Consider the following 13,411-nt stretch of genomic DNA (forward strand, 5'->3'; position numbering starts at 1 on the left):
TACGGCCGGCCGGTGTACGGGTGTCAGAGCTGATTGAGCGCGTCCAGCGTGATGTCGATGTCGATGGGGAACGGGACGCCGGTCTTGAGGCGGTCGTGGTGGATCCCGGTCAGCGCGTACGCCTTCGTCACCGGGTCCAGCTCGTAGACCCGCACGACCGGGTGCCGGTCGGTTCCGGCCATCTCGACCAGCCAGAAGTTCGGGATGCCTGCCCCGGCGTACTTCTGCGGCTTCGTCTCACGGTCGCGGGCCTCGGAGTCGGGGGAGACCACTTCGACGGCCAGAAGGACGTCGGCGGCGTTGTAGGACGTCTGCTCCAGGCTCCCGGTTTCGGCCTCGGCGCGAATGACGGAGACGTCGGGCTCGGGGCCGTTGCGACGGTCGAGGACGACGGTCATCTCCCGGACGGCTTTCACTTCACGGGGAGCGCCGGCCCGCAGGCCGTACATCAGCAGGTCGATCATGCGGCTGTGGAAAATCCGCTGTGGACTCACAAAGACCAGGCTCCCGTCGAGCAATTCCGTGTGCGGCGGGAGATCGGGCAACGTGAACAGATCGTCCACGGTGTAGCCGCCCTGGGGCGGCACCGGCCAGCGGGAACTGTGCGCGGCGGTCGACTCGGCGGTCATGGTTCCTCCCATGGGCGGGATTCTTGGCCCTGTTGACCACAGTACGGGTGGGTTTCCCGAGTCGTCACCGCAACGAGTGACGCGTCGGCTCAGTTCTTCCGGTGGCCTATCAGGCGGGGTTTCGACTCCAGGTTCTCCAGTCCGTGCCAGGCCAGGTTCACCAGATGGGCGGCGACCTCCGCCTTCTTCGGCTTGCGGACGTTCAGCCACCACTGGCCGGTCAGCGCGACCATGCCCACCAGCGCCTGCGCGTACAGCGGGGCCAGCTTCGGTTCGAAGCCGCGGGCCTTGAACTCCAGGCCCAGGATGTCCTCGACCTGGGTGGCGATATCGCTGATCAGGGACGCGAACGTGCCCGTCGACTGGGCGACGGGCGAATCGCGGACCAGGATGCGGAAGCCATCGGTGTACGTCTCGATGTAGTCGAGCAGCGCGAACGCCGCCTGCTCCAGGAGTTCGCGCGGGTGACCCGCCGTGAGGGCGCCCGTCACCATGTCCAGCAGCTGGCGCATCTCACGGTCGACCACGACGGCGTACAGGCCCTCCTTGCCGCCGAAGTGCTCGTAGACGACGGGCTTGGAGACCCCGGCGCGGGCCGCGATCTCCTCCACCGATGTGCCTTCGAAACCCTTGTCGGCGAACAGGGTGCGTCCGATGTCCAGCAGCTGTTCGCGCCGCTCCTTGCCGGTCATCCGGACCCGTCGGGTCCGGCGCGTGGGGGAGGGTCTGCTCTTCTCGCCGCTTGTGCTTCCGTCGGTCGCCACGTCGTCAATCATGCCGCGTCGGCCGGTACACGCTTGCGCCGGGAGTCGATACGGGCCGCGTCCGGCCACCGCACGTCGTACGCCCAGCCCAGCCGCTCGAACCAGCGGATCAGCCGGGCACTGGAGTCGACCTGGCCCCGCATCACCCCGTGCCGGGCGCTCGTCGGGTCCGCGTGGTGCAGGTTGTGCCAGGACTCGCCGCAGGACAGGACCGCCAGCCACCACACATTCCCGGACTTGTCGCGGGACTTGAAGGGGCGCTTGCCGACCGCGTGGCAGATCGAGTTGATCGACCAGGTGACGTGATGCAGCAGCGCCACCCGTACCAGAGAACCCCAGAAGAACGCGGTCGCCGCACCCCACCAGGACATCGTCACCAGACCGCCGACCAGCGGCGGGATCGCCAGCGAGACGATGGTGAAGGTGAGGAAGTGCCGGGAGATCGCGACCAGGGCCGGGTCCCTGACCAGGTCCGGCGCGTACTTCTCCTGCGACGTCCGCTCCTCGTCGAACATCCAGCCGATGTGGGCCCACCACAGGCCCTTCATCAGGGCCGGCAGGCTCTCGCCGAACCGCCACGGCGAGTGCGGGTCGCCCTCCGCGTCGGAGAACCGGTGGTGCCTGCGGTGGTCGGCCACCCAGCGCACCAGCGGACCCTCCACGGCCATCGACCCGGCGACGGCGATCGCGAGGCGCAGCGGACGCTTCGCCTTGAAGGCGCCGTGCGTGAAGTAGCGGTGGAAGCCGATCGTGATCCCGTGGCAGCCGAGGTAGTACATCGCCACCAGCAGACCCAGATCGAGCCAGCTGACACCGCGCCCCCAGGCCAGCGGCACCGCCGCGACCAGGGCCAGGAACGGCACCACGATGAACAGCAGCAGGGCGATCTGCTCGACCGACCGCTTCTTGTCGCCGCCGAGCGTGGCGGGAGGGAGTGCGCGGCCCTCCGCGGCCGGCTGGGGATCGTCGATCACATCGGGGCTGGTCGGCATGGGGAATCCTCTGTGGGGTGAGGAGATATACGACGGATGGCCCTGGCTACGCTTCCGTAACCTACGGCTTGGTAAGTATGGCAGTGACCGGGCCCACAACACGAGAGGCCGGTCCAGCCCGTCCCGTGCGATACCCCGTACGCACACCGGGTAGGGGACCGGTGCCGACGGCATCGGCCGCGCCCCTCGGGGCAGCGGAGACGCCGCCTGCGACGACACCTATCCTGGGAGGGTCGGACAGCGCGGTCCGCACCCGCTCGTCGGGGCGTGGCGACAGCACCGCTGGCGCCGAAGGGCCCCGGATCCCGTGCTCAACCACTGCAAGGAGCCGCACACTGTGAGCAGTGCCGACCAGACCCCTGCCGCCAGCGCCGAGCTACGGGCGGACATCCGACGCCTCGGCGACCTGCTGGGCGAGACCCTCGTACGTCAGGAAGGCCAGGAGCTCCTCGACCTCGTCGAGCGGGTTCGCGCCCTGACCCGTACCGACGGCGAGGCCGCGGCCGAACTCCTCGGCGACACGGACCTGGAGACCGCCGCACAGCTCGTGCGCGCCTTCTCCACCTACTTCCACCTCGCCAATGTCACCGAGCAGGTCCACCGCGCCCACGAGATGCGCGACCGGCGCGCCGCGGAGGGCGGGCTCCTCGCCCGCACCGCCGACCGGCTGAAGGACGCGGACCCCGAGCACCTGCGCGCGACCGTCAAGAACCTCAACGTCCGGCCCGTCTTCACCGCACACCCCACCGAAGCCGCCCGGCGCTCCGTGCTCAACAAGCTCCGCCGCATCGCCGAGCTGCTCGAAACCCCCGTCATCGAGGCCGACCGGCGCCGCCAGGACCTCCGGCTCGCCGAGAACATCGACCTCATCTGGCAGACCGACGAGCTGCGCGTCGTCCGGCCCGAGCCCGCCGACGAGGCGCGCAACGCCATCTACTACCTCGACGAGCTCCACGCCAACGCCGTCGGCGACGTCCTGGAGGACCTTGCCGCCGAACTGGAACGCGTCGGCGTCGAACTGCCCGCGGGCACCCGTCCCCTCACCTTCGGCACCTGGATCGGCGGCGACCGCGACGGAAACCCCAACGTGACGCCCGCCGTCACCTGGGAAGTCCTGATCCTCCAGCACGAGCACGGCATCACCGACGCGCTGGAACTGATCGACTACCTGCGCGGACTCCTGTCGAACTCCATCCGCTACACCGGCGCCACCGACGAGCTGCTGACCTCACTCCAGACCGACCTGGAACGCCTCCCCGAGATCAGCCCCCGCTACAAGCGGCTGAACGCCGAGGAGCCCTACCGCCTCAAGGCCACCTGCATCCGGCAGAAGCTCGTCAACACCCGCGAGCGTCTGGCCTCCGGCACGCCCCACCGCCCCGGCTGCGACTACCTCGGCACCGCCGAACTCATCGCCGACCTCGCGCTCATCCAGACCTCGCTGCGCGAACACCGCGGCGGCCTCTTCGCCGACGGCCGGATGGACCGCACCATCCGTACGCTGTCCGCGTTCGGGCTCCAGCTGGCCACCATGGACGTACGCGAGCACGCCGACGCGCACCACCACACGCTCGGCCAGCTCTTCGACCGGCTCGGCGAGGAGTCCTGGCGCTACGCCGACATGCCGCGCGACTACCGGCAGAAGCTCCTCGCCAAGGAGCTCCGCTCCCGCCGTCCGCTCGCCCCGACCCCGGCCCCGCTGGACGCCGCCGGTGAGAAGACCCTCGGCGTCTTCCACACCATCAAGGAAGCGTTCGAGCGCTTCGGCCCCGAGGTCATCGAGTCCTACATCATCTCGATGTGCCAGGGTGCCGACGACGTCTTCGCCGCCGCCGTCCTCGCCCGCGAGGCGGGTCTCCTCGACCTGCACGGCGGCTGGGCCAAGATCGGCATCGTGCCGCTCCTGGAGACCACCGACGAGCTCCGCGCCGCCGACGTCATCCTCGACGAGATGCTCGCCGACCCGTCCTACCGCCGTCTCGTCTCCCTGCGCGGCGACGTGCAGGAGGTCATGCTCGGGTACAGCGACTCCTCCAAGTTCGGCGGCATCACCACTTCCCAGTGGGAGATCCACCGCGCCCAGCGCCGGCTGCGCGACGTCGCCCACCGCTACGGCGTACGCCTGCGTCTCTTCCACGGCCGCGGCGGTACCGTCGGCCGCGGCGGCGGCCCCTCGCACGACGCGATCCTCGCGCAGCCGTGGGGCACGCTGGAGGGCGAGATCAAGGTGACCGAGCAGGGCGAGGTCATCTCCGACAAGTACCTCATCCCCGCGCTCGCCCGGGAGAACCTGGAACTGACGGTGGCCGCCACCCTCCAGGCATCCGCGCTGCACACCGCGCCCCGCCAGTCCGACGAGGCGCTCGCCCGCTGGGACGCCGCGATGGACACCGTCTCCAACGCCGCGCACGACGCGTACCGCAAGCTGGTCGAGGACCCGGACCTGCCCGCGTACTTCTTCGCGTCCACCCCCGTGGACCAGCTCGCCGAACTCCACCTCGGCTCCCGCCCCTCCCGCCGCCCCGACTCGGGCGCCGGTCTGGACGGACTCCGGGCCATCCCGTGGGTCTTCGGCTGGACCCAGTCCCGTCAGATCGTGCCCGGCTGGTACGGCGTCGGCTCGGGCCTCAAGGCGCTGCGCGAGGCCGGACTCGACACCGTCCTGGACGAAATGCACGAGCACTGGCACTTCTTCCAGAACTTCCTGTCCAACGTCGAGATGACCCTGGCCAAGACCGACCTGCGCATCGCCCGCCACTACGTCGACACGCTCGTCCCCGACGAGCTCAAGCACGTCTTCGCGGACATCGAGGCCGAGCACGCGCTCACCGTGAGCGAGGTCCTCAAGGTCACCGGAGGCACGGAACTGCTCGGCACCAGCCCGGTGCTCCAGCAGACCTTCGCCATCCGCGACGCCTACCTGGACCCGATCTCCTACCTCCAGGTCTCGCTGCTGGCCCGCCAGCGGCAGGCCGCCGAGCGCGGCGAGGAGGCCGACCCGCTGCTCGCGCGGGCCCTGCTGCTCACCGTGAACGGTGTCGCGGCGGGTCTGCGCAACACCGGCTGATCCGGCCGCCGGACGTCGGCGGGTGCGGTCCTGTCAGAGCGCGACGAACGTCGCGACCAGCAGGGCCGTGCCCGCCAGTCCGAAACCCCACGCGGTCCGGGTCAGCCGCATCCCGCCGCCGACGATCAGGGCGGCCAGCAGCAGCGAACCGCCCAGCGGCATCCAGGCGTGCAGGAAGCCCGGTGTGCCGACGCGCACGGCCTCATCGGTACCGGGCTTCACGACCACGGGGAAGCGGTCCCCCTTCTTCGCCGCGACGGACTTCTCGACGGTCACCCGCGTACGGTCCGGCGACTTCGCGTCCGGTTCGTAGAGGCCCGTGCACACCTCCTCGCCGCACCCGGTGACCGTCATCGTGCCGTGCTCGCGGCCCTTGCTCAGGACGACGTGCTGCGCGGTGTCCCAGGACGACCACGCGCCCGCGACCAGCAACAACAGGGCAACGAGACCCATGGCGGCCACCCGGCCGATGAGCAACGTGCGGTGGGAAGAGCTCCGCTTCATGGGGGCAGATCCTTGGCCAGACCCGTACCCCGGGTCAACCTGTGGCCGAAAATCGCCGTACAGCCACCGGAGAATCGGTGGGGGACCGGCGGGCGATTGGTGTGGAAACAGCGGGAATATCAGGAGTTGTACGCACTCTGCGCCCGCTCCAGCCCCTCCGCCAGCAGGCACTCCACCGAGTCCGCCGCCCGGTCCACCAGGAACGCCAGTTCCTTGCGCTCCGTGGACGAGAAATCCTTCAGCACGAAGTCCGCCACCTGCATCCGGCCCGGCGGCCGGCCGATCCCGAACCGCACCCGGTGGTAGTCCGGGCCCATCGACTTGGTCATCGACTTCAGTCCGTTGTGCCCGTTGTCGCCGCCGCCGAGCTTCACCCGCAGCGCGCCGTAGTCGATGTCCAGCTCGTCATGGACGGCCACGATGTGGTCCGTGGGCACCTTGTAGAAGTCGCGCAGCGCCGTCACCGGGCCGCCGGACAGATTCATGTACGACATCGGCTTCGCCAGGATCACCCGGCGGTTCTCCGGTCCCGGCGGACCGATCCGGCCCTCCACGACCTGGGCCTGTGCCTTCTGGGCCCGCTTGAACTTCCCGCCGATCCGCTCCGCCAGCAGGTCGGCGACAAGGAAGCCGACGTTGTGCCGGTTCGCCGCGTACTCCGGACCGGGATTGCCCAGGCCCACGATCAGCCAGGGGTCGGTGGCATCGGACATCGCGCGGGTTCTCCTCGGGTACGGAAGGGCGGGTACGGGCGGAAGGGCGGGTACGGGCGGGCGGGGCGGATACAGGCCGACGGGGCGGCGGAAACCCCCGGAAGGGTTCCGCCGCCCCGTCAGTCAAGCAGGTGGAGCAGCACGCGGCGAGGCTCAGGCCTCGGTGGTCGCGGCCTCGGCGTCGGCGGTCGGCTCCTCGGCCTGCGCGGCGACGATCTGGAGCACGACGGCGTCCTCGTCGCCGGCCAGCACGGAGCCGGCGGGCAGCGGGATGTCCTTGGCCAGGATCGAGTCACCGGCGTCCAGGCCCGCGATGGAGACCGTGACGGACTCGGGGATGTGGGTGGCCTCGGCCTCGACGAGCAGGGTGTTCTGCACGTACTCCAGCAGGTTGCCGCCCGGGGCCAGCTCGCCCTCGACGTGCACGGCGATCTCGACGTTGACCTTCTCGCCGCGCTTGACGGTCAGCAGGTCGACGTGCTCGATGTTGCCCTTGAGGGCGTTGCGCTGCACGGCCTTCGGGATGACCAGGGCGTCCTTGCCGTCGATCTCCAGACCGATCAGGACGTTGGCGGTGCGGAGCGCGAGCTGAAGCTCGTGGGCCGGCAGGTTGATGTGGACCGACTCGGCGCCGTGGCCGTAGATGACCGCGGGGACCAGGTTGGCACGACGGGTGCGGCGGGCGGCGCCCTTGCCGAACTCGGTACGGACCTGAGCGGCGAGCTTGATCTCAGCCATGGTTGCACTCCTCGTAAGTGACGAAACTCGAATGGTCACCCGGCCCACGACAGGCCTGCTACGAAGAGCGCGTCGATAACGGACCGCCGTACCGAAAGGTACGGCCTCCCTCGCCGAGCAACTCGCTGAGTCTACCCGGCGGGGAGGCCGCACCCCAAAGTGGATCTACCGCACCCTTACAGGCACGGCCTGAGCAGGGATTACTCCTGCTCCTCGAAGAGGCTCGTCACCGAACCGTCCTCGAAGACCTCGCGCACCGCGCGCGCGATCGTCGGCGCGATCGACAGCACCGTGATCTTGTCGAGTTCCAGCTCGCCCGGCGTCGGCAGCGTGTCCGTGAACACGAATTCGCTGACCTTGGAGTTCTTCAGACGGTCCGCGGCGGGGCCGGACAGCACGCCGTGGGTCGCCGTCACTATGACGTCCTCGGCTCCGTGCGCGAACAGGGCGTCGGCGGCGGCGCAGATCGTGCCACCGGTGTCGATCATGTCGTCGACCAGGACACAGACCCGGCCCTCGACGTTGCCGACGACCTCGTGGACGCTGACCTGGTTGGGCACGTCCTTGTCGCGGCGCTTGTGGACGATCGCCAGCGGGGCGTCCAGCCGGTCGCACCAGCGGTCGGCGACGCGCACGCGGCCGGCGTCCGGGGAGACGATCGTCAGCTTCGAGCGGTCGACCTTCGCGCCGACGTAGTCGGCCAGGATCGGCAGCGCGAACAGGTGGTCCACCGGGCCGTCGAAGAAGCCCTGGATCTGGTCGGTGTGCAGATCGACGGTGAGGATGCGGTCGGCACCCGCCGTCTTCATCAGGTCCGCGATCAGACGGGCCGAGATCGGCTCACGGCCGCGGTGCTTCTTGTCCTGACGGGCGTAACCGTAGAACGGCACGATCACGGTGATGGAACGGGCCGAAGCGCGCTTCAGCGCGTCCAGCATGATCAGCTGCTCCATGATCCACTTATTGATCGGAGCCGTGTGGCTCTGGATCAGGAAGCAGTCGGCGCCGCGGGCGGACTCCTGGAAACGCACGTAGATCTCACCGTTGGCGAAATCGAAGGCCTTCGTCGGCACGAGACCGACACCCAGCTGGTGTGCGACCTCCTCGGCCAGCTCGGGGTGGGCGCGGCCGGAGAAGAGCATCAGTTTCTTCTCGCCGGTCGTCTTGATCCCGGTCACAGCACAGTCTCCTCAGACGTGTATCTGGCGCTGCACGCATGGGTCCCGATGTGCAACGAGCCAGCCGAAATGGGTGAGCATCTATCACGGTACGCCGTGTCGGGCGCACCTGTTTCCGGTCAGCTTTCGCCGTCGGTCTCCCCGGACGCGGCCTGGGCCGCCTGTGCGGCAGCGCTGCCCGGACGCTTCCGGGCCACCCAACCCTCGATATTCCGCTGCTGGCCCCGCGCGACGGCCAGCGAACCCGCGGGCACGTCCTTGGTGATGACCGATCCGGCGGCGGTGTAGGCGCCGTCCCCCACCGTGACGGGCGCCACAAACATATTGTCCGACCCGGTCCGGCAGTGGGAGCCGATCGTCGTGTGGTGCTTCGCCACCCCGTCGTAGTTCACGAACACGCTGGCCGCACCGATGTTGGTGTGGTCGCCGATCGTGGCGTCGCCCACGTAACTCAGGTGCGGGACCTTCGTGCCCTCGCCGATCGTGGAGTTCTTCAGCTCCACGTACGTACCGGCCTTGGACTTCGCGCCGAGCCGTGTACCGGGCCGCAGGTACGCGTACGGACCCACCGTTGCCCCGGGTCCGACCTCGGCCGAGTCCGCGACGGTGTTGTCCACGCGCGCGCCCGCGTGGACGACCGTGTCCTTCAGCCGGGTGTTCGGGCCGACTTCGGCGTCCTCCGCCAGGTGGGTCGCCCCCAGCAGCTGGGTGCCGGGGTGCACGATCGCGTCCGGCTCGTAGGTGACCGTGGCGTCGATCAGCGTCGACGCCGGATCGATGACCGTCACGCCCGCCAGCATCGCCCGCTCCAGCAGCCGCTCGTTGAGCAGGGTGCGGGCCTGGGCGAGCTGCAGCCGGTTGTTGATGCCGAGGATCTCGCGGTGGTCGGCGGTGACGCAGGCGCCGACGCGGTGCCCGGACTCGCGCAGGATGGACAGGACGTCGGTGAGGTACTCCTCGCCCTGGCTGTTGTCCGTACGGACCTTGCCGAGCGCGTCCGTGAGCAGTCGGCCGTCGAAGGCGAACACTCCGGAGTTGATCTCCGCGATCGCGCGCTGCGCCGCGGTGGCGTCCTTGTGCTCGACGATCGCGGTGACCGCGCCGTCGGCCGGGTCGCGGACGATGCGGCCGTAGCCGGTGGAGTCCGGGACCTCGGCGGTCAGCACGGTGACGGCGTTGGCGTCGGCGGCGTGGGTGGCGGCGAGCGCGGTGAGCGTCGCGCCGGTGAGCAGCGGAGTGTCTCCGCAGACGACGATCACGGTGCCCTCGACGGCACCGCCGAGCTCCTGGAGCCCCATGCGGACGGCGTGGCCGGTGCCGTTGCGCTCCGCCTGGAAGGCGGTCCGTACGGGAGTGTCACCGGCGGAGAGGTGCGCGGTGACCTGCTCGCCGGCGTGGCCGACGACCACGACGAGGTGCTGGGGGTCCAGTTCGAGGGAGGCGGCGACGACATGTCCGACGAGCGAGCGCCCGGAGATCTCGTGCAGGACCTTGGGAGTCTTCGACTTCATGCGGGTGCCTTCACCCGCTGCGAGGACGACGACGGCTGCCGGGCTGTTGGCGCTCACGGATGTGCCCTTCGGCTTCGGGTGGTGGACATCCGCAGGATACCGGGGGTGTTTCCGCACGAAACGAGCGCGGGCCCCGACCGGTGAGGTCGGGGCCCGTGTACGTGTGCTCCCCCATCAGGATTTGAACCTGAACAGACGGTACCAAAAACCGCAGTGCTGCCTGATTACACCATGGGGGATCAATTCCGACTAAACCGGACAATATGTCGGCCCGCCGGATCGGCACCCAACACTATGCCGTACCAAGCGCCTTCTACGCGACGAAAGATCTCGTCGCTCTTGGTCACGAAGGCGACAAGGGCGACAAGCCGGCCGCGTGAGCCGTCGCCGGTGTTCTTGCTCGCACTCTGCGCCGCGGTGCCCCGGTCACCCCAAAATGAGGTTCGTCCGCCCGTAGGCTGGACGGCATGACCGCAACGGGGGCAGACCGGGAAGCGGCGGGATCGACCACCCGCGGCTACTGGTGGTGGGAACGGCGACGCAGTGTCGCCCTGGACGTGGGGCTGGCGCTGGTATCGGCGCTGGAGTGTGCGCTGGAGGGGGTGGACTTCGCCCGGGACACCGGGCTGCCGGTGCCGATCGGGGTGCTGTTCGGGCTGATCGCGGGTTCGGTTCTGGTGGTACGGCGGCGCTGGCCGATCGCCGTGGTGCTGGTGTCGATCGCGACGACGCCGGCCGAGATGGGCTTCCTGATGGGCCTCGTGGGCCTCTACACGCTGGCCGCGTCCGAGGTGCCGCGCAGGATCACCGTCGTACTGACGGGCATGTCGCTGTTCGGTACGTTCATCGTCACCTATGTACGGCTGCGCCAGAGCGTCACCGAGCAGGCCGACATCGGGCCCGGCGACTGGTACGTACCGCTGGTGTCCGGCTTCATGTCGCTGGGGCTGACGGCGCCCGCGCTGCTGTTCGGCCTCTACATAGGGGCCAGGCGCAGGCTCATGGAGAGCCTGCGCGAACGGGCGGACTCCCTGGAGCGGGAGCTGTCCCTCCTCGCCGACCGGGCCGAGGAACGCGCCGAGTGGGCGCGGACCGAGGAGCGGACCCGGATCGCCCGGGAGATGCACGACGTGGTCGCCCACCGGGTCAGCCTGATGGTCGTCCACGCGGCGGCCCTCCAGGCGGTCGCCCCGAAGGACCCCGCGAAGGCCGTACGCAACGCGGCGCTGGTCGGCGACATGGGCCGCCAGGCGCTGACCGAGCTCCGCGAGATGCTCGGTGTCCTGCGCAGCGGGGACGCGCCGGCCGCCCCCGCGACGGCGGGCCGGGTACCGCTCGCCGAGGTGGGCCGGGCGGCCGCCGCCGCCGCTGCCGCCGCCGCGAGTGAGGACGGGCCGCGCCTGCACCAGCTGGAGGTGCTCGTCGCGCAGTCCCGCGAGGCGGGGATGACCGTCGAGCTGTCGGTCGACGGTGAGCTGCGCTCGTACGCGCCCGAGGTCGAGCAGACCGCGTACCGGGTGGTGCAGGAAGCCCTGACGAACGTGCACAAGCACGCGGCGGGGGCGAAGACCTGGGTACGGCTCGCGCACCGGGGCGAGGAGGTCGCGATGCAGGTCGAGAACGGCCCCTCGGACGGCGCCGCGGCGGACGCGGGCCTGCCGAGCGGGGGCAACGGGCTGGTCGGGATGCGGGAGCGGGTGCTGGGGCTCGGAGGCGTGTTCGTCTCCGGCCCGACGGACGCGGGGGGCTTCCGGGTGTCGGCGGTACTGCCGGACCGCGGCTGAGGGACGCCCGCCCGTGTCGGGCCTGGGCGGAGGGACGCCCGCGGACCGGGGCTGGGGAAGGCCCGCGTCGGACCGGCCCGTCGACCGCGGACCGGCCGGGGATCGATCAGCTCGACCCGGCGGCCTGGCGGCCCGTTCCAGTCGTCAGCCCGGCCTGGCGGCCCGGCCTGGCGGCCCGGCCTGGCGGCCCGGCCTGGCGGCCCGGCCTGGCGGCCCGGCCTGGCGGCCCGGCCTGGCGGCCCGGCCTGGCGGCCCGGCCTGGCGGCCCGGCCTGGCGGCCCGGCCTGGCGGTCAGCCCGGGGTCAGCCCGAGGTCAGGCGGGACGGTTGGGCGCCGGTCACCAGGGTGGCCAGGGCCTGGTCGATGTCGGCGCCGAGGTACCAGTCGCCCGTGTGGTCGATGCTGTAGACCCGGCCCTCGCTGTCGATCGCGAGCACGGCCTGACCCTCGCCCTCCTCGCCGAGCGGGCTCACCTCCGTCTTCAGCGCCCGCCCGAGGTCGCCCAGCGTCCGGGCCAGATGGAGCCCGCTCAGCGGGTCCATGTGCACCGGGGCCGGGGCGATCTGACGGCCGGGCGCGGACGCGGTGATGTGCAGCCCGCCGAACTCCGCCCAGACCTCGACGGCCGCCGGGAACACGGCGTGCTGATGTCCGGCCGGTGAGGCGTGGGAACGCAGTGCGTCCGCCCATTCCTCGGCCTGCCGGATGTCCCAGCGCCCCGGCTGCCAGCCCGCGTCGCGCAGGGCGGCGTCGACGGCGACGGGGAAGCGGGTGGAGGTGTGCTGATTCTGGCCTTGCATCTGCGTGCGGTCAGCCCTTCTCGGCGGTGGTCGCCGCGCCGGTGGCGGTGAGGTCGACGGGGCGTACGCCGAAGTGGGCGAGCATCGCCGTGCAGGAGCGGCAGGGCGGCGCGTAGCTGCCGTGCAGCGGGTCGCCGTCCTCGCGGATGCGGCGGGCGGTGATCCGTGAGTGCTTCAGCGCGCGGCGGGCCTCGCCGTTGGTCAGCGGCTTGCGCTGGGCCCGCTTGGAGCGGCTGCCCTCGGCGGCGGTGAGCTGCCGGGACAGCAGTATGGCCTCGGGGCAGCGGCCGGTGAAGCGTTCGCGCTGGCCGCTGGTGAGGGTGTCGAGGAAGTCCTGGACAAGTGGGTGCAGTGCGGGCGGCTGGTCCCCTTTGCCCGCGGTGCAGGTGAGCGTCTCTCCGCGTACGGACAGCGCTGCGGCCACGGCCGGCAGGATGCCGTCGCGGCGGTGGTGCAGGTGGGGGGTGCGGCTGGTCTCGGTACTGCTCCAGCTGAGTCGCGGGTCCCCGGATGTGGTCGTTTGTGCCGTATGCATCGTGCTGACGTCCCTCCCTGCAATCCCCCGAGTTGCGGGGACAGCCTGCCAAATGTGCCGGGTGGTGGGGAAGCTGGGTGGGTTTAACGTGTCTGCGTGTCGCACAAAGGGTGCGAGATCATCGCTCTTCCCTCGCTCTTCCGTCACACGGATGTGACGGTTCGTGACGGAGTCGGAGGGGCGGGACCCCCTGTTG

12 protein-coding genes and 1 tRNA gene are annotated in these 13,411 nt (G+C 70.4%); 2 read left to right on the plus strand and 11 right to left on the minus strand.

Going from position 1 to position 13,411, the window contains the following annotated elements; translation table 11 throughout:
• Positions 1-23 precede the first annotated feature (23 nt).
• The 3 genes from OG413_RS15025 to OG413_RS15035 all read right to left on the minus strand — a co-directional run bounded on the left by OG413_RS15025 (position 24) and on the right by OG413_RS15035 (position 2,385).
• Positions 24-629: a Uma2 family endonuclease gene (locus tag OG413_RS15025; protein ID WP_266810157.1), complete on the minus strand. Its 606-nt coding sequence runs from the start codon at positions 627-629 to the stop codon at positions 24-26.
• Between the two features lie 89 nt (positions 630-718).
• Entirely contained in the window at positions 719-1,405 is a 687-nt protein-coding gene (locus OG413_RS15030) for a TetR/AcrR family transcriptional regulator (protein ID WP_266805896.1), read from the minus strand.
• Positions 1,402-2,385, minus strand: a complete 984-nt coding sequence (locus OG413_RS15035) for a fatty acid desaturase (RefSeq protein ID WP_266805898.1) — start codon at positions 2,383-2,385, stop codon at positions 1,402-1,404. The genes OG413_RS15030 and OG413_RS15035 overlap by 4 nt, the downstream gene beginning before the upstream one ends.
• Before the next feature lie 337 nt (positions 2,386-2,722).
• Here OG413_RS15035 and ppc point away from each other — a divergent pair, with 337 nt between their 5' ends.
• Complete coding sequence (gene ppc / locus OG413_RS15040) at positions 2,723-5,452, plus strand: phosphoenolpyruvate carboxylase (RefSeq protein WP_266805900.1); 2,730 nt, start codon at positions 2,723-2,725, stop codon at positions 5,450-5,452.
• Between the two features lie 33 nt (positions 5,453-5,485).
• On the opposite strand, the gene OG413_RS15045 is transcribed toward ppc, so the two are convergent.
• The 6 genes from OG413_RS15045 to OG413_RS15070 all read right to left on the minus strand — a co-directional run bounded on the left by OG413_RS15045 (position 5,486) and on the right by OG413_RS15070 (position 10,335).
• Complete coding sequence (locus OG413_RS15045) at positions 5,486-5,956, minus strand: hypothetical protein (protein WP_266805901.1); 471 nt, start codon at positions 5,954-5,956, stop codon at positions 5,486-5,488.
• 119 nt (positions 5,957-6,075) lie between these two features.
• Complete coding sequence (gene pth / locus OG413_RS15050) at positions 6,076-6,669, minus strand: aminoacyl-tRNA hydrolase (protein WP_266805902.1); 594 nt, start codon at positions 6,667-6,669, stop codon at positions 6,076-6,078.
• A gap of 153 nt (positions 6,670-6,822) precedes the next feature.
• Positions 6,823-7,407 (minus strand): 50S ribosomal protein L25/general stress protein Ctc, encoded by a 585-nt coding sequence (locus OG413_RS15055; RefSeq protein ID WP_266805903.1) that lies wholly within the window; start codon positions 7,405-7,407, stop codon positions 6,823-6,825.
• 200 nt (positions 7,408-7,607) lie between these two features.
• Positions 7,608-8,585: a ribose-phosphate diphosphokinase gene (locus OG413_RS15060; RefSeq protein ID WP_266805904.1), complete on the minus strand. Its 978-nt coding sequence runs from the start codon at positions 8,583-8,585 to the stop codon at positions 7,608-7,610.
• A 119-nt stretch (positions 8,586-8,704) separates the two neighbouring features.
• The gene (gene glmU, locus OG413_RS15065; protein WP_266805905.1) at positions 8,705-10,153 is read right to left on the minus strand and encodes a bifunctional UDP-N-acetylglucosamine diphosphorylase/glucosamine-1-phosphate N-acetyltransferase GlmU; all 1,449 of its coding nucleotides are present in this window, start codon (positions 10,151-10,153) and stop codon (positions 8,705-8,707) included.
• A 109-nt stretch (positions 10,154-10,262) separates the two neighbouring features.
• Positions 10,263-10,335: transfer RNA gene (locus OG413_RS15070), tRNA-Gln, on the minus strand.
• 228 nt (positions 10,336-10,563) lie between these two features.
• Here OG413_RS15070 and OG413_RS15075 point away from each other — a divergent pair.
• Positions 10,564-11,880 carry a sensor histidine kinase gene (locus OG413_RS15075; protein ID WP_266805906.1) on the plus strand — a complete coding sequence of 439 codons (1,317 nt, stop codon included), beginning with the start codon at positions 10,564-10,566 and terminating at the stop codon, positions 11,878-11,880.
• A 302-nt stretch (positions 11,881-12,182) separates the two neighbouring features.
• Here OG413_RS15075 and OG413_RS15080 read toward each other — a convergent pair whose 3' ends face one another.
• Together OG413_RS15080 and OG413_RS15085 are read right to left on the minus strand one after the other, a co-directional pair.
• Complete coding sequence (locus OG413_RS15080; protein ID WP_266805907.1) at positions 12,183-12,680, minus strand: SUKH-3 domain-containing protein; 498 nt, start codon at positions 12,678-12,680, stop codon at positions 12,183-12,185.
• Positions 12,681-12,690: 10 nt separating this feature from the next.
• The gene (locus tag OG413_RS15085; protein ID WP_266805908.1) at positions 12,691-13,215 is read right to left on the minus strand and encodes a YwqJ-related putative deaminase; all 525 of its coding nucleotides are present in this window, start codon (positions 13,213-13,215) and stop codon (positions 12,691-12,693) included.
• Positions 13,216-13,411: the final 196 nt, after the last annotated feature.

Origin of the sequence: Streptomyces sp. NBC_01433 (assembly GCF_026340105.1) — a bacterium.
Classification (GTDB): domain Bacteria; phylum Actinomycetota; class Actinomycetes; order Streptomycetales; family Streptomycetaceae; genus Streptomyces.